The following is a 25154-nucleotide window of genomic DNA, read 5'->3' on the forward strand; positions in this document are numbered from 1 at the left end:
TGATGCAACCTACCACTCATCTGCAAGGCCGCAACGGCTGGGCGCGCAGCGTCTGCACCCTGGCCATCGCTGGCGCGGTGGCCAGCATGGCATTTTCTGCCCAGGCTTCGAACTTCCGCTGGACCCGCTCGGCCGATCTGTCGTCCTGGGATATCCATGCGCAGAATGTCGGCGTCAACAACTCGGTGCACCGCGCGGTGTACGAAGCGCTGGTCGAGTACAACAGCCAGACCCAGAAACCCGAGCCTTCGCTGGCCACCAAGTGGGAGCGCATCAACCCCAAGCAGCTGCGCATCACCCTGCGTGAAGGCGTGACCTTCAGCGATGGCTCGCCGCTGACGGCCGATGACGTCAAGTTCTCGCTGGAGCGGGCCAAGGCCAAGAGCTCCGGCTTTGTGGTCTACACCCAGGGCATCGACCGCATCGAGGTGGTCAATGCCGGCACCTTGGATATCTTCTCGGAGGTGCCCAACCCGGTGCTGGTCAACCAGCTGACCGAGTTGCGCATCATGAGCAAGGCCTGGGCAGTGCAGCACCAGTCCGAAGTGCCCAAGGACATCAAGGCCAAGGACGAGAACTATGCCCACCGCCATGCGCTGGGCACCGGCCCCTATGTGCTCGACAGCTGGTCGCAGGATTCGCGCCTGGTGCTCAAGCGCAACCCGCAGTGGTGGGGCAAGACCCAGTACCCGAGCAACATCACGCAGGCGGTGTACACGCCGATCAAGTCGGACGCCACGCGCACGGCTGCGTTGCTGTCGGGCGAGGTGGACTTCATCATCGACCCGAGCATGAATGACCTGCAGCGCATCAAGCAGGCGCCCAACCTGCAGGTGCTGGAGTCCGCGGCTGACCGCACCTTGTTCCTGGGGATGGACCAGTTTCGCGACGAACTTCCGCAGTCCAGCGTCAAGGGCAAGAACCCGTTCAAGGATGTGCGCGTGCGCCAGGCGCTGTACCAGTCCATCGACATGGGCACCATCCAGCGCGTGGTGATGCGTGGCCTGGCCCAGCCCACCGGCACCTTGATTGCCCACCATGTGAATGGCTGGACCAAGCAGGCCGACCAGCGCCTCGCCTTCGATGCCGAAGGCGCGAAGAAGCTGCTGGCCCAGGCGGGCTACCCGGATGGGTTTGAGTTCGAGTTCTCCTGCCCTGCAGGCCGTTACCCCAGTGATGAGCAGCTTTGCCAGGCCATCAGCGCCCAGTGGGCCAAGGTGGGCATCAAGGCCAAGCTGCGCACCTACCCGTTTGCCACCTACTTCCCGATGATCCAGCGCTACGAAGCCAGCGTGTACCTGCTGGGCTGGTCGGTGCCCACCTTTGATGCCTACTACAGCCTGCAGGCGCTGTTGCGCTCGCCGGGCGGCAGCGGCGATGGCAACTTCAACCTGGGCCGCTTCTCCGACCCGCAGCAGGATGCGATGATCGAGCGCGTCAAGACCGAGACCGATCTGAAGCTGCGCAACCAGCTGATCGAGAAGGTGCTGCTCAACGAGCACAAGGCCATCTCGCATATCCCGCTGTTCAACCTGATCACGCCCTGGGCGGCCAGCAAGAAGGTCAGCATCCCGACCCGCGCGGACAATTACATCGACTGGCGCCTGTTGAATGTGGTGAATTAAGGGGCCGGTGGTGAGGGTTGGCGCGGCTGTCTGATAATGCCGGCATGCGCCTGATGCCTCTTCGCCGCTCCTTCTTGCTCAGCTGTGCCGCTGCGGTGCTGGCGGGCTGTGCCTCCGAGCCGCCGCAGCCGGAGGCCGAACCCAGCCTGGCCCAGGCCAGCCTGCCGGTGCAGCTGCTGATGACCGAAGGCTTTGTACCCGTGCACCGGGCACTGGCCGGCCAGCTGATGATCCCCACGCAGATCCGTGCCGAGCCCGGCTATGGCGCGCCGCATGTGGTGGTGCAGGAGCTGACTCCGTACCTGCAGCAGGCGCGCTGTGTCGATCTGGTGCTGGCGCCGCGCCCGGTGTTGCAGCTGTTGCAGGCGCATGGCCTGGTGCGTCCGGGGCGTCTCTACGATGTGGTGCGCTCGCCGCTGATCGCCATCGTGCAGGCCGGCCGTCCGCTGCCGGTGCTCAAGGACACCGAAGATGCCAAGCAGATGCTGGAGGCGGTCCGCAGCATCGCCTACCCCTCGGCCGATGGCAGCGACTTTATCGAGCAAAAGCTGTTTCGCGAACTGGATCTGAGCGCCAAGGTTCTGCCCAAGAGCATCAAGGTGTTTGGCCCCCAGGTGGCGCAGCTGGTGGCCCGGGGCGATGCGGAGCTGGGCCTGCTGCTGCGCAGCGAGCTGCCCCGCTCCGCCGAGGTGCAGGTAGTTGGCAAGATACCGCACCCGCTCGCCTATGAGGCGGTGTACAGCGCCGGCATTGCCGGCCAGGCCTGCAGCACTGCCGGTGCCCAGTTGCTGGCCCGCTTTTACCAGCGCGAAGCGGCCATGCATGACTGGAACGGCTCAGGCTGGGAGCCGGTGGCGGGCGTGTCGCAGCCGCCACCGCCGCCGGTCGAGCACCTCGATCCGGCCGAATACCAGCCCTAGGATGTGAGCGAGCTTTAGGCCTGCGCCAGCGCCGCCTGCACCGCAGGCCGTGCCGCCACGCGGGCGTAGTGCGCGGCCACGCGCGGGAACTCATTGATATCGACGCTGTCGCTCTTGAGCCAGCCGGCCATCGTGAACAGGTAGCCATCGGCCACCGTGTACTGCTCGCCCATCACCCAGGTCTTGTCACCCAGGTAGTGCCGCTCGATCAGTGCAAAGGCATCGCGCATGTTGTGCGGCACCTTGGCCTGCATGGCCTTTTGTGCGGCTTCGTCATCAGCCCAGCGTGCTGCGCGTGGGCGGTGGGCATGGCTGATGTGCACGGTCGAGGCCAGGTAGCTGTTGAACTCCTGCAGACGGGCGAGTTGGAACGGGTCGCTCAGCGGCGCCAGTTGTTTGTCAGGGTGGGTTTGTGCCACATACAGCAGCAGTGCAGCCGTCTCGGTCAGCACGCCTTGCGGGGTGACCAGCGCAGGCACGCGGCCCTTGGGGTTGATGGCCAGGTAGGCGGGCGTGCGCTGCGCGCCTTCGGCCATGTTCAGGCGCTGCGCCTGGAAGGCGGCACCTGCCTCGTGCAAGGCAATCAGCACGGCCTGGGCGCAGGTGCCGGGGGCGTAGTACAGGGTCAGGTCTTGGCTCATGGGTCTCCTTGGGGGCGGTGCCGGGTGTTGGTTGCGGGCTGTCTGCCGTATCGCCTGGGGATGCTAAACGATTTGCCGGCGCCGCGCTGCGCTCGCCGTTACCATGGGTGTCTGTACCGAAACATCCTCGCCATGGCCAAAGAGAAATCCGTTTACATCTGCAGCGAATGCGGCGGCACCAGCCCGCGCTGGTTGGGCAAGTGCCCCTCCTGCAATGCCTGGAACACCTTGGTGGAGAGCGCCACCGAATCGGCCGGTGGCGGCAAGAACCGCCTGAGCCAGACCGGCCGCACCGGCTATGCCGGCCAGGCCCAGGCCGTCACGCCGTTGGCGGCCATCGAAGCCACCGAAGTCGCCCGCACCCCCAGCGGCATTGCCGAGCTCGACCGGGTGCTGGGCGGCGGTATTGTCGAAGGCGGTGTGGTGCTGATCGGTGGCGACCCGGGCATCGGCAAATCGACCTTGCTGCTGCAGGCGGTCGATGCGCTGCAGCGCCAGGGCCTGCCAGCACTCTATGTGACCGGTGAAGAGAGCGGTGCCCAGGTGGCGCTGCGCTCACGCAGACTGGGACTGGACAACAGCCAGGTCGATGTGCTGAGCGAAATCCAGCTGGAGAAGATCCTGGCCACCTGCGAGAGCACGCAGCCGGCCATCGTCATCATCGACTCGATCCAGACCATGTACTCGGACCAGCTCAGCTCGGCCCCCGGCTCGGTGGCCCAGGTGCGCGAATGCGCAGCCCACCTGACCCGCATGGCCAAGAGCACCGGCATTGCCGTGGTGCTGGTGGGCCATGTGACCAAGGAAGGTGCGCTGGCCGGTCCGCGCGTGCTGGAGCACATGGTCGATACCGTGCTGTACTTCGAAGGCGATACGCACAGCAGCTTCCGCCTGGTGCGCGCCATCAAGAACCGCTTTGGTGCCGTCAACGAGATTGGCGTGTTCGCGATGACCGAAAAAGGCCTCAAGGGGGTGAGCAACCCCAGCGCCATCTTTCTGAGCCAGCACAGCGAGCCGGTGCCCGGCAGCTGCGTGCTGGTGACCCTGGAAGGCTCCCGCCCGCTGCTGGTCGAGATCCAGGCGCTGGTCGACAGCGGCGGCCCCAGCCCGCGCCGCCTGTCGGTGGGCCTGGACCGCGACCGCCTGGCCATGCTGCTGGCCGTGCTCAACCGCCATGCCGGCGTGGCCTGCGCGGACCAGGACGTCTTCGTCAACGCCGTGGGCGGCGTGCGCATTGGCGAGCCTGCGGCCGACCTGGCCGTCATGCTGTCCATCACCAGCAGCCTGCGCGGCAAGGCGCTGCCCAAGGGCTTCATCACCTTTGGCGAAGTGGGCCTGGCCGGTGAAGTGCGCCCGGCCCCGCGCGGGCAGGAGCGCCTGAAGGAGGCCGCCAAGCTGGGCTTTACCGTCGCCGTCGTCCCCAAGGCCAATGCACCCAAAAAGCCGATCGAGGGCATCACCATCCACGCGGTGGACCGGGTGGATGAGGCGATCTCGCTGGTGCGTGGGTTGGACTGAGCTGGCTTAAACCAAGCGCCCCTGCGGCCACAGATGCGCCGGATCGTTGTACCCGGGCGTTGATGGATGGCCGGGGCTGACCAGGCCGTTGACCAGGCGCTCGTCTTCCACGGTGATCTGGTAGTTCAGCGCGGGCTGGTAGTCCTGCCATTGCTTCAAGGTGCGCGGGCCCGCGATGACCGCGCTGATGGCGTTGTGGGCCAGCACCCAGGCGGTGGCAAACTGCGCGGCGCTCATGCCTTGGCGCTCGGCGTGCTGCTGCACCTGCTGGGCGATCACGAGGGATTCAGGGCGGAACTCGGTCTGCAGAATGCGGGCATCCTGGCGGCCGGCGCGGCTGTCCTTGGGCGGCTCCATGCCTGGCTGGTACTTGCCGCTGAGCACGCCCCGCGCAATCGGGCTGAAGGGCACGACGCCGATGCCGAACTGCGCGCAGGCGGGCAGGATGTCGGTCTCGGGCATGCGGTTGAGCAGGTTGTAATAGGGCTGGCAGACGACAGGCGGCGGCAGGCCGATCTCGCGGGCGGTGTAGACGGCCTCGACAATGCGCCAGCCGCGAAAATTGGACAGGCCCCAGTACAGAATCTTGCCGCTGTCGATCAGGTGCTTGAGCGCATACAGCGGCTCGTGCAGCTGCAGGCCGGCGCGGTCGCGGTGCAGGTAGAGAATGTCGATGCGGTCGGTCTGCAGGCGGCGCAGGCTGGCCTCGACCTCGCGCAGCATCCAGGCGCGTGAGTAGTAGCCTTGGTTGGGCTGGCTGCCCATGGGGTTGCCGAGCTTGGTGGCCAGCACCCAGTCATCGCGCTGGCCCTGCAGCAGCTGGCCCACCATGCGCTCGGACTCGCCCTTGCTGTAGATGTCGGCGGTGTCGATGAAGTTGACGCCCTGGGCACGCGCATCGGCCACGATGGCGGCCGCCTCCTGGGCATCGGTCTGGTCGGCGAACATCATCGTGCCCAGGCAGAGGGCGGAGACTTGGAGGGGGCTGGCGCCCAGCTGGCGGTACTGCATCTTGGTCCTTCGGGAATCAGGTCGAGTCCCTCGATGCTAGCGGGCCGCCGCCGGTTTGTCAGTCACGGGGCTGCGGCTTGCCCCACGCATCGCTGCTCAATCGAGACCGCTGTCGTCGCCTTCCTCGTCGTCGTCCTTCTCCAGCTGGCTGCGGTTTTGCAGCTGCTCGCGCATGCTGTCGGTGCCCTGCATGAACTGGTCCACCGAGGTGGTAGGGGCCCAGCGCCATTCAGGCGGCAGCATGGTGGACATGTAGAGGTTGTCACCCAGGCGCTTTTGCGTCTGCCACTGCAGGCCCAGCTTGGCGCCGATGCCCAGCACCAGCAGGCCGCCAACAGCCAGCGCCAAGGTACGGGCCGACACCAAGGTGGCTGCACGCAGATGGAACCAGATGACCACGGCCATCAACGTGAAGGACGCGAGGCTGGCAAAGCGGCTGAGCAGCGGCCAGGACATGGCAAAGCCCGTCACCGACAGCAGCACATCGAGCAAGGCCATGGCAACCATGCCGACCGAGGCAATGCAGACATGGCGCCAGAAACCGGTCACCCCGGTGAACAGCTTGCCCATCATCGACCAGCCCAGGGTCCAGACCAGCAGGCCGCCCAGCATCCACAGCAGGATGGCGGGCAGCTGGCGGGCCAGCGCACCGGTTTCGGTGGCGCCCAGCCAGGTGGTCCAGGCCGACAGCAGCACGAGCAGCACCAGGGCCATGGCCGTCAGCAGGCCCTGGGCGCGCGAGAACGGGCGCCAGCGCTGGGTGGCGGGCAAGGGCTGGGCGGTGCTGCGCAGGTTCAACTGCACGCCCCGGCCCAGGGTGAGCCGCTGGCCGGGCTGCCAGACAAAGCGCTCGCCAGCGCCGTAGTGGCGCCTGCCGTGCCAGACGCCGTTGGTGCTGTCGAGCACCTCGACTTCGTATTGGCCCGCATCAGGGGGGCCCGCATCAGGGTGGCCCGCACTAGCCTGGCCTGCATCCAGGCGGTGCAGGCGCACATGGCTGGGGCCGATACTGGGGTCGGTCAGCACCAGGTCATTGGTGGCGGCGCGGCCGATGGTGCAGGGCCAGGCAAACACCGGCAAGGCCATCGCCAGGCGGTGGCCGCGTTCGACCAGCTCCAGTACCGCGCCTTCGGGCTCTTGCGCGTCTTGCGCAGGGGCGGGCGCCTGGATGCTGGGGTCTTCGTGTTCGGGAGCGATGTCGGTCAATTCGGGGTAGTCGTGCTGGCTCATTGGGCGGCCTCGCTGGAGAAGCCTTGCAGGTACTGGCGGGCCAGGCGCTGGGCATTGTCAAAACTCACGGCACTGACGTTGAGGCGGCCAAGCACGCCTTGGCGCGGCTGGTCCACCGAGACGGCCAGCACGGTCAGGTCATACAGGCCACTGAACTTGCGGTAGGCGGCCATGCAGACGACGGCGCGCAGCGGCAGCTTGGCGTCACCGGCGACAAAATCCTCGCGGCATTCATAGCCGGTGCGCACACGGTTGCCGCGTTTGCGCATCGGTTCATTGGCAAAGCTGCTGCCGTAGGTATGGGCAAACTGCCAGGGGCTCAGGCGCGGGGCGTCGTAGGCCTCGTAGCGCATGCCCAGGCCGCCGACATCGCCGTCACCGGTGAAGACTTCGCTGTCGATGCGGCATTGGCTGCGCTCGAAATCGAACAAGGATTCGCTGCGCCGCTCACGGCCGTCGCCCCAGCAGCGGGCCAGGGTTTCGGATGGCACGGGCACGCGGTAGGGGCCATAGCGCTCGCTGCGGCTGCTGCCGCTCAGCACCCGGTCGACCAGGTCCTTCTGGTGGGCCATCAGCTGGCGTGTGACTTCGGCATGCATGGCGCCCTTGACCGGGGCAGCCTCGCGGCCCTGCGCGAGCAGCTGCTCGACAAACTCCACCGGCACCAGAAAGCTCAGTTGCTCTGCGCCCAGCTGCTTGGCCACGTTGACACCGACCACGCGGCCCTGGGTGTCGATGGCCGGGCCACCGCTCATGCCCGGGTTCAAGGTGCCGCCAAAGAAGATGCGCGGGTAGAAGCTGCGCTGCACCAGACCGTTGTAGGTGCCCTCGGTGATCGCAAAGCCCACGTCCAGCGGGTTGCCCAGCGAGAAGATACGCTCGCCGCCGCTCAGCGGCCGGCTGCTGGGGCGCAGTGGCAGCGCACTGTAGCGGGGCGCTGGGGCCGCTTCGCTGGCTGGCGGGGGGGTGACGCGCAGCAAGGCCAGGTCATGCAGCACATCGATCGCGAGCAGCTGCACCGGCGCCTCCTGGCCGCTGACCGAGACCAGCACCGCGCGGTGGCGTTCGGGCTCCAGCGCGAGCTGGCTGACCACGTGGTAGTTGGTGATCAGCAACCCATCCTCGGAGACAAAAAAGCCCGAACCGGTGCTGCTTTGCGTATTGGTCTGGCGGCGCAGGGTGCGGATCTGCACCAGCTTGTCGCGCGCAGCCATATAGGCCTGCTGCGCGTCGGGGGAGGGGGGCGGGGCCTCGGCCGCCGCTGCGGGTTGGTTGGCAGCAGCAGGCGTTCCCGGTGTTGCTGGCGCTGATGGTGACAGGGGTGGCGCCGTGGGCGCCGGCACGGCAGCCTCCGCCGCGAGCGGGTTGGCCGTCTGTACCAGCGGCGCCTGGGCCATGGCGGGCGCTGCCAGCAAGGCAGCCAGCGCAAGCGCCAGGCCGTTGCGCCACAAAGGGAAAGATGTGCAATGGGTCATGGTGTTGGGGTTCGCGCCCTGCAGGCCGGCGGGCTCGCTCGCAGGCATGGCAGGGCGTTGGACTCAGGGGCTGACGGCCAGGGCTGGATACCGGGCAAGCTCAAATGCTATCAAAATTAAAGCGCTGTTGTGTGAAGGGATCCGGTATCTGTGCAAGTGTTCGTAGGTCTCAGGCAACGCCACGGCGCAGCACCTCGGTGAGCAGGTTGCGCAGCCCGCCCCAGGCCACCTGGATGCCCAGGCACATGAGGATGAAAGCCGAGAAGTTCAGGAAGACCATGACGCCGCTCTTGCCCAGCGGTTTGAGTATCCGGTCTGCATAGCGGTAGCAGATGAGTACCGTGCTGCCTGCAACCAGGCATCCGGCGACGGCACCGAGCAGGTTGGCAGCGACGACGGCGTTGGACTCGCTGTCCAGAACTGCCACGCTGACCGTGATGGTCGCTGCCAGCGTGCCCGGACCAAATGACAGCGGAAAGGTCAGTGGGTAGAAGGTGAGCAGACGGGCGGATTCTGGCGACAAGGACTGGGTGGGCTTTTCTTGCAACTCCTCATTGGGCTTGGCGTTGATCATGTTCCAGCCGATCACCGCCAGCAACAGGCCGCCGCCCAGCCGCACCACGTCGATGGACAGGGAAAACAGGTTCAGGATGATGGCGCCAAAGAGCATGAAAAAGACCATCAGCACGCTGGTCTGCAGGGCGATGCGGGTGGCCATGCTTTGCCGCAATTCCTTGCTGGCGCCTTCGGTCAAGGCCAGAAAGAAGACCGAAATGCCGATCGGGCTCAGCGCAGGCACGACGGTAACCACCAGCAGCCAGAAGCTCTGGTGGGACGCGCTCAGATAAGTGTCAAAATTCATCGTGAAATGCCTTTTGATAGTTAATCCATAGCCCGATGGTGCCACTCTAAGCGAAGTCCAACCAGTGGGCAACCGGCCAATATCGTTACAGCGTATGTGCGCAACGCAGGGCGGGGGGCGGTCCAATTGGCCCCTGGCGACAACGGCAACTCCGGAGGCAGTGGACAATAGCGCGATGAACTGGAGAAACATACTGATCCCCATCGGCTTGCTGGTGCTGCTGGGGGCTGCTTACCAAAATTACAAATGGATGGGCGTGCTGGCCGTCAGCGGCGGCATCGTGCTGTGGCTGATGCTGCACTTCACCCGTCTGATGACCATCATGAAGCGGGCCTCCGAGCGGCCTTTGGGCTATGTCGCCAGTGCGGTGATGCTCAATGCCAAGCTCAAACCCAATGTGCCGCTGGTCCATGTGGTGGCCATGACGCGCTCTTTGGGCCTGCGCCAGTCCAAGGACCTGGAGCAGCCCGAGGTGTTTGTGTGGCGCGACAACACGGACTCATCGGTGACCTGCGAGTTTGTGCACGGGCGCCTGCAGAAATGGACCCTGCAGCGCCCGGCTGATGCAGCCGAAGCCGCTGCTGCACCCGCCCATCCGCAGCCTTGAGCCGGCCCCACTTGTAACAACGGCGACCTGCCGCCCGTCTGCGGCACCCTTTTAGGCGGGTTTGGCGGTCAAATCTGAGGTGCGCCATGTGCATCTTCTGCCAAGTCGGGCGCCGTCCACGTAAAATCACTGCCCAGCACGGGAGCCCGTTGGGGCTGGTCCCCACCATTGCCCGTGCCTACAGAATCATCGAAAGCCGGTCCGCGACAGGGGTGCGGGGCCGGCGCAGGAAAGTTGAAAACCATGACGCAGGCAGTTGTTGAGTTGCTGGCCAAAGACCTGAACGCCCAAGGTGGCGTGTTTTGCCCCAATCCCAAGGCAGACATGAAATTGTGGAGCGGCCATCCCCGCGTTTTTCTGGATGTCGGCCACAGCGGCGAGGCCAAATGCCCGTACTGCGGTACCGTGTACCGGCTCAAGGCGGGCGAAACCTTCCACGGTGGCCATTGAGTGACTGATTCCCCATTGGGCGGCGCTGCAGCTTCGCGCAGGCTGACGCTGACCATTGGCATCCTCACGCTCAACGAAGAAGACAATATCGAGGCCTGCTTGCGCAGTGCCTCGTTTGCCGACCAGGTTGTGGTGGTGGACAGTGGCAGTGTGGACCGTACCACCGCCATTGCCTGTAGCCTTGGTGCCCAGGTGTTTCGCTACGAAGACTGGCAGGGCTTTGCGTTGCAGCGCAACCGGCTGCTCGCCCACGCCAAGGGGGACTATGTGTTCTTCCTCGATGCCGATGAGACCATCTCTCCCGCGTTCCGCGAGGAGCTGGAGGCCATCGTCCAGTCGGGAGAGGAAGCCATCTGGATGGTGCGCTGGCGCATGGTCGCTTTCGGCAAGGAACTGAAATACCTGCGCTCCACCGCCAAGGTCGAGCGCCTGTTCTGGCGTGGCCTGCTGCGCGAGTACACAGGCGTGGTGCATGAAGAGGCGCAACTGAGCCGCGCCAATGTGACGCGCCACCTGATGCGCACACCGCTGCTGCACCATTCGCGCAGCACCGTGCATTCCAGCCTGGAAAAGCTCACCCAGTACGCGATGCTGGGGGCCGCCAAGCGGGCCGAAGAAGGCGTGCGTGGCGGCATTCTGCGCGGTATGGCCTCGTCGGTGGCGATGTTTGTGCGTCTTTACTTCTTCCATTTCGGCTTTCTGTGCGGGGGCGCGGGCTTCCTGTATTGCGTGTTCGTCGCACTGGAGAGCTTCTTCCGCTATGTGGCACTGGCCTATGACCGCCCTTACCTGAGCGGAGACGTGCGCCGATGAGCCGCCCTGCTGCGGCGCCGTCCGCTGCACCCTCGGCCGCAGCACGCGCCAGCCAGCTGGCGGCGTTTCTGGTGCCTGGTGTGGCACTGACCTTGCCCTCTGGCTACTCCTTTGGCGCTGCAGTGCTGGCGCTGGCCAGCCTGGTTTTTGTGCGCCAATGGTGGGGCCGCAGCTGGGACCGCCGCGCGCTGGCCTGGGCGCTGATGCTCGCCGTCATGGCCGTCATGTGGACCATGAGCTTCGATGACTGGCATGTGCGCTCGCGCAGCGACCAGTTCGTCAAATACGCACTGGCCATCACCGGCCTGGGTTTTTTGCAGACCTTTGCGCCCCGGGTGCGCCCGCTGGGCTGGGGCATGCTGGCGGGTGCCCTGGGTGCGGGCCTGGTCGCCGTCTACCAGACGGGCTGGACCGATGCCCACCGCGCCAACGGCTTTACCAATGCGATCCAGTTCAGCGGCATTGCGCTGGTGCTGGCGCTGGCCTGCTGCTTTGGGGTGCTGCTGCTATGGCGCTCATTGGCGGCCTGGCAGCGTGCGCTGGGTTTGGTCTGCAGCCTGTTCGGCCTGCTGGCCGTCATCCTGTCGGATACGCGCGGCAGCTGGATCGTGCTGCCCTTTGTTCTGCTGATAGGCGCGGCGCTGCTGTGGCGCTGCGGCCTGCGCAAACCAGTGGGGCTGGGCCTGCTGGCGGCCGTGCTGGGCATTGGCGGGCTGGTCTTGCTCAAGGGCGATGAAATGGCCCAGCGCTACCACACCGCCGTGCATGAGGTGCAGAGCTACGAGGTGCAGGACCGCCATGCGGCTGAAACCTCGGTCGGCCAGCGGCTGGCCCACTGGCACCTGGCCTGGCACATGGGGCTGGACAGGCCGCTGACCGGCTGGGGCCTCCAAGGCTATATCGCAGAGAAAGCCCGCCGCGTGGAAGCGGGCGAGGCCAGCGCCTCGGTGCTGCCGTATGACCATGCGCACAACGAGCTGCTCGACATGTTTGCCAAGCGCGGCCTGGTGGGAGTGGCCTTGCTGCTGGCCTTTTATGCCGTGCCGCTGCTGATCTTCTGGCCCACCCGCAAGCGCATGGCGCAATGCCCGGGCATGCCCATGGACCGCCAGATCCTCTACCTGCGCATGCTCGGCATTCTGGTTCCGATGTGCTACATCGGCTTTGGCCTGACCCAGGTCTTTTTTGCCCACAACAGCGGGCATCTGTTCTACGTCTATCTGCTGGTGCTGCTGCTGGGTGCGCTGATCGGACGTGAGCGCGCACTGCTGGCTTTGCAGCAGAAACCATAAGCGTCTTAGGTTGCCTCAGGCCACCTGGCGGGACGCAAAGCGCGCTGCCGGCTCGATCAGCTGGGCCTGCGCTGCCACCAGCGGCAGATCACGGGAGCCCGCCTGCGTGCCCTGGACCAGCGAATACAAGGTAGCCGTGGCCAGCTCCAGCGCCTCTGGCAACGCGCGGCCATCCACCAGCCGGCCCAGCAAGGTGGCGGCAAACACATCGCCCATGCCATTGGGCAAGGGGTGCAGGTCGATACGCGGCGTGGTCACCAGCCAGGCGCCTTGCCCGTTGACGGCCAGGGTGCCCAGCTGGCCGGCGGCGATGTCGGGCGTGGCCAGGCTGGTGATGACGATGGTGTCCGGCCCGCGCCCACGCATCTGGCGCGCGACAGCTACAGCCTCTTCGGTGCTGGCCAGCTTGGTGCCGCTCAGCAGCTCGAACTCGAACTGGTTGGGCGTGATGATGTTGGCGAACGGGATGGCCTGGTCGCGCAGAAAATCGGGGATCGCCGGGTTGACGAAGAGCCCCCGGCCCACATCGCCCATCACCGGATCGCAGAGGTAGCGCAGCTGCGGGTTGGCCTGGCGGATGTCATTGACGGCATCGAGAATGGCGGCGCCGGTATCGGCGTTGCCCAGGTAGCCCGAGAGCACCGCGCCCACTTTCTGCAGCGCGCCGCGCTCGCGCAGGCCCGCGAGGATGTCGCGGATATGTTCGGCGCCCAGGATCTGGCCCCGGAACTGCCCGTAGCCCGTGTGGTTGCTGAACAGCACCGTATGCACCTGTAGCACATCAAAGCCCAGGCGCTGCAGCGCAAACACCGCCGCCGAGTTGCCGACATAGCCCCAGGCCACATGCGATTGGATGGACAGGATGACGGGGCGGGAGGCTTGCGCAGGGGCAGAGGGTGCAACAGTGTTCACGGCAGGCAGTCTTTGCTGGCCCGGACCAGGCTGCCGGGCATTGGCTGCTATTGTGCGCCCGCTGCCTGCCACTCTTGCTTGAGCTGGTGCAATAGTTGCGCAGCGGGCAGGGCTCTGGCCTGGGCCACGCCCTGGCCGGCCCACAGCGACAGGTACTGCGCATCGCCCGCCGCGCCGGCGAGCTTGCGCAGTGCGCCGGTCAGCGCGTTTTGCACCGGGTAGGGCGGAATGGCGGCCTCATCGGCTTCGAGCGCATCGATCATCGCATTGCGGATGCCGCGCGCAGGGCGGCCCGAGATCGTGCGGGTGGTGACGGTGTCGGTGGCCTGGGCAGCGGCCAGTGCAGTGCGGTAGGCCACGTTGATGGCCGATTCCGGGCAGACCAGAAAGGCTGTGCCCATCTGCGCCGCCTGCGCCCCCAATGCCTGTGCGGCGGCGATGCCGGCGCCATCCATGATGCCGCCGGCCGCAATTACCGGTACCTGCAGCTGCCGCACGCAGTCGCGCACTAGCGGCAAGGTGGCGACCATCGACGAGGCATAGTCCGCCAGGAAGGTGCCCCGGTGGCCACCGGCCTCGCTGCCGCTGGCGATGACCGCATCGGCCCCCACCGCCTGCCAGGCCAACGCCTCGGCCACCGTGGTGGCCGTGCCCCAGACCTGGCTGCCGGCCGCCTGCAGACGCTTCACCTGGGCGGCGTTGAGGATGCCGAAGGTAAAGCTGGCCACTGCCGGGCGGCAGGCGGCCAGTGCATCGAGCTGCTGCGCAAAATCTTCGCACCACTGGCTGGGTACGGCTGGCTCCGCGCCAAAACGGGCGTACAGCGGGGCCAGGCGCTTCAGGGCCTGCTGCACGGTGGCGGCATCGGGTGCGGGGGTGGCCTGCACAAACAGGTTCATGGCGAAGGGCCGGTCGGTCTGCGCGCGCGCTGCGGCAGCGGCCTCAGCCATCGCCTGGGGCGAGCGCATGCCACAGCCCAGCGAGCCCAGGCCGCCGCCCGCACTGACGGCAGCGGCCAGCGCTGCGCTGTCCGCGCCGGTCATCGGGCCTTGCACCACAGGCAGCTGCAGGCCCAGTTCTTGCATCACATCGCGGGTCATACGGTCTCCATCGCTGCTGTTAAAGGGGTAGGTGCGGCCGTCTGCAGGACCGCCAGCAATTGCTGCACCGCCGGCGTGGCATAGCCCTGGCGGGTGACAAACATCGTGGTGCAGCTGCCCAGCGGCTGGCTGTGCACAGGCAGCGGGTTGCGCTGCAGGTCGAGCACGGTCTGGGGCACGACGGCCACCGCACTGCCGGCGGCCACGGCCGCAATGATCGCGTGGTAGGACGACAACTGCAACACCCGCGTGGGAACCGGGCCATGGGCCTGCGCCATCCATTGCTCGCCAATGCGGCGGTAGGTGCAGCCATCGCTGAAACCGGCCAGGGTGCGGGGCAGCTCTCCCTCCAGGGTCTGGGCGGGGCGCAGCAGCTGCAGCGATTCTTCGTACAGCGGCACCAGGTCCAGCGGCAGCGGCGCATCCACATCCGGCGGCGGCCAGGCCACCAGCGCGGCATCGAGCTGGTGGTCCAGCACCTGCTCCATCAGCTGCAGCGACGCGGCCGTGGTCAGCTCCAGCTGCACCTGCGGATGCGTGCGGTGGAACGTGGCCAGTGGCAGCGGCAGGCGCGCGGCGGCGGTGCTCTCCATCGAGCCCAGGCGCAGCCGGCCGCTGGGGTGCTGGCCGCGCAGGCTCTGCGTGGCCTCTTCGGCCAGGGTCAGCAGCTGGTCGGCATAGCGCTGCAGCTGCTGTCCCTCGGGTGTCAGCACCATGCGCCGGGCTTCGCGTACAAAAAGCGCAACGCCCAGCGACTCCTCCAGCTGCTGGATGCGGGTGGTGATATTGGACTGGGCGCGGCCCAGCTGCTGCGCAGCACGGGTGATGCTGCCGCTGGCAATGACCTGCTGAAAGATGGCAAGGGTGGCGAGATCCAACACGTTTGTATCTATCTTTTTGGAAGATGTTAATTTAACATAGCATCTCTAAAAAAGATACATAAACGACAGGTCCGCACCATGCCACCCTCGGTCAGCACTTCGGTTTCCCCTTCCTCGTCCAGCGCTGCGCTGCCCTGGAACCAGCGCCCCTGGCTGGTGGCCGTGGCCGGCATGGTGGCGCTGGCTTCGGCCATGGGCGTGGGGCGCTTTGCGTTCACCCCGTTGATGCCGATGATGCTGCATGACGGCAGCATTGACCTGGCGCAGGGCAGCTGGCTGGCGATGAGCAACTACCTGGGCTACTTTGTCGGCTCGCTGCTGTGCATGGTGCTGCCCTGGGTGGCCCAGGGCCTGATGCAGCGGCTGCACCCCTCGCGCATGGTGCACTGGTGGCTGTTCATCACCGCCGTGCTGACGGCGGCGATGGCACTGAACTGGCCCGGCGCCTGGGCCAGCCTGCGCTTTGTCTCGGGCGTGGCCAGCGCCGTGGTGTTCCTCAATATCACCCTGTGGTGCATGTCGCAGCTGGCGCATCTGGGGCGGCCGCAGATGGGCGGCCTGTTGTTTTGCGGCCCGGGCATCGGCATTGCGCTGACCGGCCTGGCCACCAGCGCCATGGTGGCAGCCGGCTGGCATGCCGTCAGCGCCTGGCTGGCGTTTGCGCTGCTGGCGCTGGTCTTCTGGCTGATGGTGATGACGGTGGTGCGCGGCCCGCTGGCGCCACCGCCTGCCCATACGCAGACCGGCGCCGCGGTGGCAGCCGCACCCGAGGGCCCGGTGGACCGGCTGCTGCTGACCCTGGCCTACAGCCTGGCCGGCCTGGGCTATATCGTCACCGCCACCTACCTGCCGGTGATTGCGCGCGGCGCGCTGCCCGCCGATTCGGTCTGGCCCGACCTGTTCTGGCCCATGTTCGGCGGCGGCGTGGCACTGGGCGCCTATCTCTCGACCCATTTGCCTACCCGCTGGGACCGGCGCCGTCTGCTGATGGCCGGCTACGGCATCCAGGCGGTGTCCATTGCCATCAGTGCGCTGTGGCCGACGCCGCTGGGCTTTTCGCTGGGCAGCCTGCTGCTGGGCCTGCCGTTTACGGCACTGACCTTTTTTGCGCTGCAAGAGGCGCGCCGCATCTGGCCGAGCGCGCTCAGCAGCTTTCCGGGTCTGCTGACGGCGGCCTACGGCTTGGGCCAGATCGTAGGCCCGCCGATGGTCGCCTGGATGCTGGCCCACAGCGCCAGCACCCAGCAGGGCTTTGCCTATGGCCTGGCGGCCGCAGGCGCTGCACTGGTGTTGGGGATCGTGATTCTGGCGGCCATGGTCTGGCGCCATCCGCACCAGGGCTGAGCCGCTGAAAGGCCGCCTGCAGGCAGCCGTAGCGGGTTGCCCAAGCGGGTGCCGCCGAAGCATTTGCCCGGCATGACCCACTCGTGAAATCTTGTTTGACCTTCGGGTAAACTCCGGGGCGCAAACGTTTGCGCCCATGCAAACATGCGGCATCTCGCGGCTACTGCTGTGGATGGCACCGCGCGATGCACAACAATCCTTCGGAGACTTATCTCATGCGCTTTACCCGCCGTACCCTGACTGCTGCGCTGGCTTTGGCCACCGTGGCTGGTTTTTCCCACCAAGCCGTTGCGGCTGACAAGCCCAAGGTGGCGCTGGTGATGAAATCGCTGGCCAACGAGTTCTTCCGCACGATGGAAGACGGCGCCAAGGCGCACCAGAAGGCCAATGCCGCCCAGTACACCTTGGTGGCCAATGGCATCAAGGACGAGACCGACACGGCCGCGCAGATCAAGATGGTCGAGCAGATGGTGGCCCAGCGCGTGCAGGCCATCGTGATCGCCCCGGCGGACTCCAAGGCCCTGGTGTCGGTGCTGAAAAATGCGGCAGACAAGGGCGTGCTGATCGTCAACATCGACAACAAGCTCGATGCCGACGCGCTCAAGAGCAAGGACCTGAACGTGCCTTTCGTGGGTCCGGACAACCGTGCCGGCGCCAAGCTGGTGGGCGATTTCCTGGGCAAGCAGCTGCAGGCCGGTGACAAGGTGGGCATCGTCGAAGGCGTCTCGACCACCTTCAACGCCCAGCAGCGCACCCTGGGCTTCCAGGATGCGATGAAGGCCGCTGGCGCCAATGTGGTCAGCCTGCAGTCGGGCCAGTGGGAAATCGACAAGGGCAACACGGTGGCCGCCGGCATGCTGCGCGAGCACCCTGATCTGAAGGCGATCATGGCAGGCAACGACAGCATGGCGCTGGGCGTGGTCGCAGCGGTGAAGGCCGCCGGCCGCACCGGCAAGGTGCAGGTCGTGGGCTATGACAATATCGCCGCCATCAAGCCCATGCTGAAGGACGGCCGCGTGCTGGCCACCGCCGACCAGTACGCTGCCAAGCAGGCTGTGTTCGGCATCGAGATCGCCCTCAAGGCGCTGGCCGAGAAGAAAAAGCAGAACGAGCTGCCCGCTGAAGTCAAGACCGATGTGGCCTTGGTGACCAAGGACAGCAAGTAATCACGGCGCACCCCATGGCTACGACTGAGGCGCAAGGCGCCGGCACGCCACGCGTGCGTTTGCAGCAGATCGGCAAGGCCTACTCCGGCACCCTGGTGCTGGAGGGCGTGAGCCTGGATCTGCAGGCGGGCGAAGTGATGGCGCTGACCGGTGAAAACGGCGCGGGCAAGAGCACCTTGTCCAAGATTCTGTGCGGGTTGGTGGATCCATCGCAGGGGCAGATGCAGCTCGATGGCAAGCCCTTTGCCCCCGCGTCGCGGCGCGAAGCCGAGCGCCTGGGCGTGCGCATGGTGATGCAGGAGCTGGGCCTGGTGGCTACCTTGACGGTGGCCGAGAACCTGCTGCTCGGCCAGCTCCCCCACAGGCTCGGCTGGCTGGACCATGCGGCGATGCGGGCGCTGGCCCGCACCCAGCTGGCCAAGATCGGCATGGAGCATATCGATCCGGACACCCCTGTCTCGCAGCTGGGCATTGGCCAGCAGCAGATGGTGGAGATCGCCCGTAACCTGCAGGAGGGCACGCGGGTGCTGGTGCTCGATGAGCCCACCGCGATGCTCACGCTCAAGGAAACCGAGCATTTGTTCACACAGATTGCACTGCTCAAGGAGCGCGGTGTGGCGCTGGTCTATGTGTCGCACCGGCTCGAAGAGCTGCAGCGCATCGCCGACAAGGTGGCCGTGCTGCGCGATGGCCGCCTGGTCGATGTGCGGCCCATGCAGGGCGTGCAGGAGCATGAACTGGTCGAGCGCATGGTGGGCCATGCGGTGCAGGACAACGAAGGCCGGCCGCGCCGCGCGCGTGGTGCGCTGCGCCTGTCTGCCAAAAATCTGCAACGCGGCGCGCAGGTGCGCGGCGTCAGTCTGTCGCTCTATGCGGGCGAGATCATGGGCCTGGCGGGCCTGGTCGGCTCGGGCCGTACCGAGCTGGTGCGCCTGCTGTTTGGCGCAGACCGCGCCGAGCACGGCGAAATCAGCCTGCATGCCGCTGGCAGCCCCGCGCCCACGCAGACGGTGGCGCCCAACTGGAACAGCCCCGTGCAGGCGATCCGGGCCGGTATCGGCCTGGTGACCGAAGACCGCAAGTCGCAAGGCCTGCTGCTGTCCCAGTCGATCCGCGCCAACACCACCTTGGCGGGCATGCACAAGATTGCACGCGGCGGCTGGCTGCAGCGCGCGCAGGAGAGCGAAGTGGCCCGCCATTTTGTCGAGCGCCTGCGCATCCGCTCGCGCAGCGCCGAGCAGGCCGTCTCCACGCTGAGCGGTGGCAACCAGCAAAAAGTGGTGTTTGCCCGCTGGCTGCACCAGCCCTGCGATGTGCTGCTGCTCGATGAGCCCACACGTGGCGTCGATGTGGGCGCGCGCGCCGACATCTACCACGAGATCGACCGCATGTGCGATGACGGCAAGGCCGTGCTGATGGTCTCCAGCGACCTGCGGGAGCTGATGGCCATGTGTGACCGCATTGGCGTGATGCACGATGGCGAGCTGGTGGCCGTGTTCGAGCGCGGCCAGTGGAGCGACCAGCAGTTGCTGGCCGCCGCCTTTGGCAATGTGGACGAAGCCCCATCGGCCCACGCCGCAGCACAGGCTGCAACCCCCGAATAAAAGAGCAGGCAAGAGGACCAAGCCATGACTACCCCCCTTTCCGCGCGCGCCAGCGCGCCTACGCCGCCGGCTGCAGCGGCTGCCAGCGCCGCCTCGCAGACGTCTTCGGGCCGCATGCAGGCCTGGGGCACCTATGTGGGCCTGTTTCTGGTGCTCGCCGCGATGGTCGCGCTGTTCAGTTTCCTCAGCGAGTATTTCTGGAGCACCGAGACCTTTGTCACCATCGCCAACGAGATCCCCGCGCTGGCGGTGATGGCCGTGGGCATGACCTTTGTGCTGATCCTGGCGGGCATTGACCTGTCAGTGGGTTCGGTGCTGGCGCTGTCGGCGGCGGTGGCGGCCCAGGCGATTCTGGTCTGGGGCCTCAACCCCTGGGCTGCGGGTGCGCTGGGCCTGCTCTGCGGCCTGCTGTGCGGCGCGGTGCTGGGCTCCATCTCGGTGGTCTGGCGCCTGCCCACCTTCATTGTGTCGCTGGGCATGCTCGAAGCGCTGCGTGGCGCGGCCTACCTGGTTACCGACTCGCGCACCCAGTATGTGGGCGATGCGATCTCGGGCCTGGCGGCGCCCATTGCCGCGGGCGTCTCGGCGGCTTTTGTCATCGCCATCGTGGTGGTGGCGCTGGGCCAGATTGTGCTGACCCGCACCGTGTTCGGCCGCTATGTGGTCGGCATCGGCACCAATGAAGAGGCCATGCGCCTGGCCGGTATCGATCCGCGCCCCATCCGCATCCTGGTGTTTGCACTGACCGGCCTGCTCGCCGGCCTGGCAGGCCTGATGCAGTCGGCCCGCCTAGAGGCCGCTGACCCCAATGCCGGCAGCGGCATGGAGCTGCAAGTGATTGCCGCCGTCGTGATCGGTGGCACCAGCCTGATGGGCGGGCGCGGCTCGGTGATCGCCACCTTCTTTGGTGTGCTGATCATCGCGGTGCTGGAAGCGGGCCTGGCCCAGATCGGCGCCAGCGAGCCGGCCAAGCGCATCATCACCGGCGCGGTGATCGTCGTGGCCGTGATCATCGACACGGTGCGCCAGCGCCGTGCCGCACGCCGGGCCTGACGGTGGTGATGAGCAGCATCAAGGACGTGGCGCGCCTGGCGGGCGTGTCCGTCACCACGGTCTCGCATGTGCTGAACAAGACGCGTTCGGTGCTGCCGGCCACGCAGGAGCGTGTGCTGGAAGCCGTGCAGACCCTGGGCTATGTGCCCAGCGCCGTGGCGCGCAGCCTCAAGACCCAGGCCACGCACACCATCGGCATGCTGGTGCCGGACAACTCCAATCCCTATTTTGCCGAGCTGGTACGCGCGGTCGAAGACGCCTGCTTTGCGGCCGGCTATGCGCTGCTGCTGTGCAATACCGACAACGATGCCGGGCGCCAGCAGGTCTACCTGGATGTGCTGTCGCAAAAGCGGGTCGATGGCCTGATCGTGGCCTCCACCAGCGATGATGCGCTGATGTCCCAGCACCTGGTGCAGACGGCGCTGCCGATGGTGCTGATCGACCGGGCCATTGCCGGCCTGGAGCGCCCCTGCGTGCAGACCGACCATGTGCAGGGCGGCATGCTGGCCACCCAGCACCTGATGGCCCTGGGCCGCAAGCGCATTGCCTGCGTCGCTGGCCCGCAGGATCTGCAGTCCAGCGAACAGCGCGTACAGGGCTGGCGCCAGGCACTGCAGCTGGTGGGCCTGCCCAGCGATCTGCTGGTGCATGGTGATTTCACCGTCAACGGTGGCTATGTGGCCATGCAGCGCCTGCTGCACGACGGCGGCGCCAACCGGCCCACGGCCGTGTTTGCCTGCAACGACCTGATGGCGATGGGCGCGCTGCGCGCCGTGCATGAGGCGGGCCTGCAGGTGCCGCGCGATGTGGCCGTGGTGGGCTATGACGATATCGAGCTGGCCAGCTATACCCAGCCAGCGCTGACCACGGTGGCCCAGCCGACCCGGGCCATGGCCCAGCAGGCGTTGGCCTGGTTGCTGGAGCGCATCCAGGCCGGCCGCAGCGCCGGCCCGGCCGCCGCTGCCACGCAGATGCTGGTGCCGGCGCTGGTCACCCGCGAGAGCAGCCGGGCGCTGGCCCGGGCTGCCGTGCCGATTGTGAGTGGAGAAACAGTGTGAATGTGCCTATCTTGAGCCAGGCGCCGCGTATCGTGGTGCTGGGCAGTTTGAACATGGACCTGGTGCTGCGCGTGCCGCATATGCCGCGCGCTGGCGAGACCATGCTGGGCCAGTCGCTCAGCCAGGTGCCCGGCGGCAAGGGTGGCAACCAGGCCGTCAGCTGTGCGCGGCAGGGGGCGGCCGTCAGCCTGCTGTCCTGCGTGGGCGAGGACGCCTATGCCGACCAATTGCTCGCTGGTCTGGTGGCCGACCATATCGATGTGCAGCATGTGCAGCGCAGTGCGCGCGATGCCACCGGCGTGGCCGTCATCAGCGTCGATGACAGCGCCCAGAACCAGATCGTGGTGGTGCCCGGTGCCAACCTGCGGCTGCAGGTGACCGAGCCGGTGCTGCGCCCGCTGCTGCAGGATGCCGACTATGTGGTGCTGCAGTTCGAGACCCCTTTGCAGGAGGTGGACCAGGCCTTGCGCAGCGCGCGCGCCGTGGGCTGCAAGACTGTGCTCAACCCGTCACCGGTGCAGCCGCTGCCCGATGCCTGGTGGCCCATGGTGGATGTGCTGGTGGTCAACGAAGGCGAAGCCGCCCAGCTCAGCGGCAGCCCGGTGGACAGCCCCGAAAGCGCCGCCCGTGCCGCGCGCTGGCTGCAGGCCAAGGGCGTGGGCCAGGTGGTGGTGACCTTGGGCAGCCAGGGCGCCGTTTGCTGCGGCCAGCCGGCCCAGGGCAGCGCAGAAGCCGCCGCCCATTGGCACCGCGCCCCCCAGGTACAGGCGGTGGACACCACGGCCGCTGGCGATACCTTCCTGGGCGCACTCACCGTGCAACTGGCGGCTGGCGCCAGCCTGGACGACGCCACGCAGTGGGCCATCCGTGCGGCGGGCATCTGCGTGACCCGCGCAGGCGCACAGCCTTCCATTCCTTTCCATGCCGAGGTCGCCACCCGCACCGAAGCCAGCCTCTGGAGCCCCGTATGAAGCGTGCCGCATTGTTGAATATCGAGTTGTCGCAGATCATCGCCGCGATGGGCCATGGCGATCTGTTGGTCATTGGCGATGCCGGCCTGCCGGTGCCCCCTGGCGTGCGCCGGGTGGACCTGGCCGTGGCGCGCGGTGTGCCCAGCCTGGACCAGGTGCTGCAGGCCATTCTGAGCGAGCTGCAGGTGGAAGCGGCCGTCGTCGCCAACGAGTGCCTGGACGGGCCGCAACTGCCGGCCTGGTACCAGCAGCGCCAGGCCGATGGCCTGCCCAGCGCGCCGCAATGCGTGCCGCATGAAGCGTTCAAGGCGCTGAGCCGTCAGGCCGTGGCCGTCGTGCGCACTGGCGAATGCACGCCTTATGCGAATATTGCGCTGCGCTCCGGCGTCGCTTTTTAAGCGCTGACATCCACCGTGCCATCAACAAGGGCCTCTGCTGCAAAGCAAGAGGCCCTTTTTCAATGCGTTCACAGCTGGCTTAGACGCTGGCCGGCGGCAGGGTTTGCGCAGGCGTGCTGCGTGCCAGCGGTGCCAACGGCAGGCGCAGCACAAAGACGGCGCCGCCGCCCTCACGCCCTTCGCAATGCACGCTGCCTTCATGGCGCTCGGCAATCGAGCGCACGAGGGCCAGGCCCAGGCCCACACCGCCATGGCGCTCGCTGGCGCCGGGCATGCGGTAGAAGGATTCAAAAATGCGCTCGCGCTGGTCGGGCGGCACGCCGGGCCCCCGGTCGGCGACGCGGATTTCCGCATACGCGCCCTGTTTGTCCAGGAACAAGGTGATCGGGCCCTGGGAGTAGCGGCGGGCGTTTTCCAGCAGGTTGCGCACCGCGCGGCGCAGCAGCTTGGCAATGCCACGCACCTCGATCGCATCGCCATGCGTGTCGGCCACTTCCAGGTCGGCCTCCACCCGTGCGCACTCTTCGGCGCACAGACCGATGATGTCGATCATCTCGGCGGTGCCCACATCGGCCTCGCGCGCACCGAGACGGCTAGCCAGCAGAATTTCGTCAACCAGCTGGTCCAGCTCGGCGATATTGCGCTGGATCTCCTGCTTGAACGTGGGCGAGGGCTTCTCGCCCATCAGCTCCACGCCCATGCGGATGCGGGTCAGCGGGCTGCGCAGCTCATGCGAGGAGTTGGCCAGCAGCGATTTGTGCGATTGCACCAGCGCCTCAATGCGGGCGGCTGCGGCATTGAATTGCTCGGCCAGGTCGCTGACCTCGTCATTGCCGCGCACATCGACGCGCACCGACAGGTCGCCATCGCCAAACTGCTTGACGCCTTTGCGCAGTGCCTCGAGCCGGCCCATCAGGCGCCGGATGATGGGGAACACGCCCACGACGACGACGACCCCAATGAGGCCCAGCATCCAGAAAAAGCCAAACGGCGGCTTGACCCAGAACCACCAGGGCCCCAGATTGGGCGGCGGCGGGCGGTGGCCTTCGCCCCGGCCGGAGCGGCGCTGCAGCTCCATCTCGTAGGTGCGGCCCTGGTCGTCCTCGATCAGGTACAGCACCAGTTCGCTGGGGTCGCCGGGCTGGCGCACCGCCTCGCCATGCAGCAGCAACGAGCCATCGGCACTGCGGATCAGCAGCTCGCGCGCCGGGGGCTGCAGTGGTGTGGCGTTCTTTTCCGCCGCTGCCTGCCAGGCCCAGCCAATCACCAGGATCAGCACGGCCACGCCGCCCACCACGGTGAGCCAGATACGCAGATAAAGCCGTTCGGCGAAGTATTTGTACAGATGCATGCGGGCGGCGGGGCGCTGGAGCCAGTCCTCAGTCCTGCTGTTTGGCGAACACGTAGCCGACGCCGCGCACCGTCAGAATGCGGCGCGGGTTCTTGGCATCGGCCTCGATGGCGGCGCGGATGCGGCCCATGTGCACGTCGATGGAACGGTCAAAGGCTTCGAGCTCGCGGCCCCGCACGGCTTCCATGATCTGGTCGCGGCTGAGCACGCGGCCGGCGCGTTCGGCCAGGGTGACCAGCAGGTCAAACTGGTAGCTGGTCAGGTCGGCGGGCTTGCCGCTGATCGTGACGGAACGGGCGTCGCGGTCGATCTCCAGGCTGCCAAAGCGCAGCACCTGGCTGGCGGGGGCCGCCGCGCTGCCGCCATCGACCCGGCGGCGCAGAATGGCGCGGATGCGGGCGAGCAGCTCGCGCGGCTCGAACGGCTTGGGCAGGTAGTCGTCGGCGCCCACTTCCAGGCCGATGACGCGGTCCATCGGGTCGCCCTTGGCGGTCAGCATCAGGATGGGCACCTGGGCGGCGGGGCCGTTCAGGGTGCGAATGCGGCGGCAGACCTCCAGGCCGTCGAGATCGGGCAGCATCAGATCGAGGATGACCAGGTCGGGCGACTGGCCGCTGGCCGGCTCCTGCAGCGCTGCGAGGCCGCTGGCGCCATCGGCCATGTGGCTGACCTGCAGCCCCGACTGGGCCAGATACTCGCTCACCATATTGGCCAGACGCTCGTCATCTTCGATCATCAACAGTTGGTGGGTATGCATGGCAGTCATGGTTAGGAGCGGGAGGACCCGCAGATTTTGCTATAGGGGCGATCGTGGCACGCCGGGGTCGCGCCGGATTGTCCCTGCCGTAAAGTTTGGTAAACCGCGCATCGGT

Annotated in this window: 24 protein-coding genes; 14 read left to right on the forward strand and 10 right to left on the reverse strand. The window is 66.8% G+C overall.

Going from position 1 to position 25154, the window contains the following annotated elements; genetic code table 11:
* Positions 1-2 precede the first annotated feature (2 nt).
* Complete coding sequence (locus tag AB7A72_RS17265) at positions 3-1625, forward strand: ABC transporter substrate-binding protein (protein WP_373449391.1); 1623 nt, start codon at positions 3-5, stop codon at positions 1623-1625.
* A gap of 44 nt (positions 1626-1669) precedes the next feature.
* Positions 1670-2545: a substrate-binding domain-containing protein gene (locus AB7A72_RS17270; RefSeq protein WP_369460682.1), complete on the forward strand. Its 876-nt coding sequence runs from the start codon at positions 1670-1672 to the stop codon at positions 2543-2545.
* 14 nt (positions 2546-2559) lie between these two features.
* Here the strand turns inward: AB7A72_RS17270 and AB7A72_RS17275 are convergent, their stop codons facing one another.
* Positions 2560-3186, reverse strand: a complete 627-nt coding sequence (locus AB7A72_RS17275; protein ID WP_239810226.1) for a glutathione S-transferase family protein — start codon at positions 3184-3186, stop codon at positions 2560-2562.
* A gap of 132 nt (positions 3187-3318) precedes the next feature.
* On the opposite strand from AB7A72_RS17275, the gene radA reads away from it, so the two are divergent.
* Positions 3319-4704: a DNA repair protein RadA gene (gene radA / locus AB7A72_RS17280; protein ID WP_230773463.1), complete on the forward strand. Its 1386-nt coding sequence runs from the start codon at positions 3319-3321 to the stop codon at positions 4702-4704.
* Positions 4705-4710: 6 nt separating this feature from the next.
* Here radA and AB7A72_RS17285 read toward each other — a convergent pair whose 3' ends face one another.
* From AB7A72_RS17285 to AB7A72_RS17300, 4 genes are all read right to left on the reverse strand, one after another.
* Positions 4711-5715 (reverse strand): aldo/keto reductase, encoded by a 1005-nt coding sequence (locus AB7A72_RS17285; protein WP_369460683.1) that lies wholly within the window; start codon positions 5713-5715, stop codon positions 4711-4713.
* A gap of 96 nt (positions 5716-5811) precedes the next feature.
* A complete protein-coding gene (locus AB7A72_RS17290) occupies positions 5812-6945 on the reverse strand; it encodes an FHA domain-containing protein (RefSeq protein ID WP_369460684.1) in 1134 nt (377 codons plus the stop codon).
* A complete protein-coding gene (locus AB7A72_RS17295; protein ID WP_369460685.1) occupies positions 6942-8468 on the reverse strand; it encodes a S1C family serine protease in 1527 nt (508 codons plus the stop codon). The genes AB7A72_RS17290 and AB7A72_RS17295 overlap by 4 nt, the downstream gene beginning before the upstream one ends.
* Positions 8469-8589: 121 nt before the next feature.
* Complete coding sequence (locus AB7A72_RS17300) at positions 8590-9282, reverse strand: MarC family protein (RefSeq protein ID WP_239810230.1); 693 nt, start codon at positions 9280-9282, stop codon at positions 8590-8592.
* Positions 9283-9457: 175 nt separating this feature from the next.
* Between AB7A72_RS17300 and AB7A72_RS17305 the strand changes: the two genes are divergently transcribed.
* The 4 genes from AB7A72_RS17305 to AB7A72_RS17320 all read left to right on the forward strand — a co-directional run bounded on the left by AB7A72_RS17305 (position 9458) and on the right by AB7A72_RS17320 (position 12444).
* Entirely contained in the window at positions 9458-9889 is a 432-nt protein-coding gene (locus tag AB7A72_RS17305) for a glycerate kinase (protein ID WP_239810231.1), read from the forward strand.
* Positions 9890-10132: 243 nt separating this feature from the next.
* Positions 10133-10339 carry a zinc-finger domain-containing protein gene (locus AB7A72_RS17310; protein ID WP_021028650.1) on the forward strand — a complete coding sequence of 69 codons (207 nt, stop codon included), beginning with the start codon at positions 10133-10135 and terminating at the stop codon, positions 10337-10339.
* A complete protein-coding gene (locus tag AB7A72_RS17315) occupies positions 10340-11152 on the forward strand; it encodes a glycosyltransferase family 2 protein (protein ID WP_239810232.1) in 813 nt (270 codons plus the stop codon).
* Positions 11149-12444, forward strand: coding sequence for an O-antigen ligase family protein (locus tag AB7A72_RS17320; protein ID WP_369460686.1), 1296 nt, complete (start codon positions 11149-11151; stop codon positions 12442-12444). Before AB7A72_RS17315 ends, AB7A72_RS17320 begins: the two co-directional genes overlap by 4 nt.
* A gap of 15 nt (positions 12445-12459) precedes the next feature.
* Here the strand turns inward: AB7A72_RS17320 and pdxY are convergent, their stop codons facing one another.
* From pdxY to AB7A72_RS17335, 3 genes are read right to left on the reverse strand one after another with little or no spacing between them, the layout of a single operon-like run.
* Positions 12460-13356: a pyridoxal kinase PdxY gene (gene pdxY, locus AB7A72_RS17325; protein WP_369460687.1), complete on the reverse strand. Its 897-nt coding sequence runs from the start codon at positions 13354-13356 to the stop codon at positions 12460-12462.
* Between the two features lie 47 nt (positions 13357-13403).
* Positions 13404-14456, reverse strand: coding sequence for an NAD(P)H-dependent flavin oxidoreductase (locus AB7A72_RS17330; RefSeq protein ID WP_369460688.1), 1053 nt, complete (start codon positions 14454-14456; stop codon positions 13404-13406).
* On the reverse strand, positions 14453-15337 hold the full coding sequence (locus AB7A72_RS17335) for a LysR family transcriptional regulator (RefSeq protein WP_312413938.1): 885 nt from the start codon (positions 15335-15337) through the stop codon (positions 14453-14455). Before AB7A72_RS17335 ends, AB7A72_RS17330 begins: the two co-directional genes overlap by 4 nt.
* A gap of 78 nt (positions 15338-15415) precedes the next feature.
* On the opposite strand from AB7A72_RS17335, the gene AB7A72_RS17340 reads away from it, so the two are divergent.
* The 7 genes from AB7A72_RS17340 to rbsD all read left to right on the forward strand — a co-directional run bounded on the left by AB7A72_RS17340 (position 15416) and on the right by rbsD (position 22931).
* Positions 15416-16681: a YbfB/YjiJ family MFS transporter gene (locus AB7A72_RS17340; RefSeq protein ID WP_369460689.1), complete on the forward strand. Its 1266-nt coding sequence runs from the start codon at positions 15416-15418 to the stop codon at positions 16679-16681.
* 215 nt (positions 16682-16896) lie between these two features.
* Positions 16897-17847, forward strand: coding sequence for a sugar ABC transporter substrate-binding protein (locus AB7A72_RS17345; RefSeq protein WP_239810236.1), 951 nt, complete (start codon positions 16897-16899; stop codon positions 17845-17847).
* Positions 17848-17861: 14 nt separating this feature from the next.
* On the forward strand, positions 17862-19451 hold the full coding sequence (locus tag AB7A72_RS17350; RefSeq protein WP_312462541.1) for a sugar ABC transporter ATP-binding protein: 1590 nt from the start codon (positions 17862-17864) through the stop codon (positions 19449-19451).
* 24 nt (positions 19452-19475) lie between these two features.
* Complete coding sequence (locus AB7A72_RS17355) at positions 19476-20504, forward strand: ABC transporter permease (protein WP_369460690.1); 1029 nt, start codon at positions 19476-19478, stop codon at positions 20502-20504.
* Positions 20505-20512: 8 nt separating this feature from the next.
* Positions 20513-21562, forward strand: coding sequence for a LacI family DNA-binding transcriptional regulator (locus AB7A72_RS17360; protein WP_239810238.1), 1050 nt, complete (start codon positions 20513-20515; stop codon positions 21560-21562).
* A complete protein-coding gene (gene rbsK, locus AB7A72_RS17365) occupies positions 21559-22533 on the forward strand; it encodes a ribokinase (protein ID WP_256460948.1) in 975 nt (324 codons plus the stop codon). The genes AB7A72_RS17360 and rbsK overlap by 4 nt, the downstream gene beginning before the upstream one ends.
* A complete protein-coding gene (rbsD, locus tag AB7A72_RS17370) occupies positions 22530-22931 on the forward strand; it encodes a D-ribose pyranase (RefSeq protein ID WP_239810239.1) in 402 nt (133 codons plus the stop codon). The genes rbsK and rbsD overlap by 4 nt, the downstream gene beginning before the upstream one ends.
* Before the next feature lie 79 nt (positions 22932-23010).
* Here the strand turns inward: rbsD and AB7A72_RS17375 are convergent, their stop codons facing one another.
* Together AB7A72_RS17375 and AB7A72_RS17380 are read right to left on the reverse strand one after the other, a co-directional pair.
* Positions 23011-24282 carry a sensor histidine kinase gene (locus AB7A72_RS17375; protein WP_239810240.1) on the reverse strand — a complete coding sequence of 424 codons (1272 nt, stop codon included), beginning with the start codon at positions 24280-24282 and terminating at the stop codon, positions 23011-23013.
* Between the two features lie 28 nt (positions 24283-24310).
* Positions 24311-25039, reverse strand: coding sequence for a response regulator transcription factor (locus tag AB7A72_RS17380; RefSeq protein WP_239810241.1), 729 nt, complete (start codon positions 25037-25039; stop codon positions 24311-24313).
* Positions 25040-25154: the final 115 nt, after the last annotated feature.

Source organism: Comamonas sediminis (assembly GCF_041107495.1).
In the GTDB taxonomy this organism is placed as follows: Bacteria; Pseudomonadota; Gammaproteobacteria; order Burkholderiales; family Burkholderiaceae_C; genus Comamonas; species Comamonas sediminis.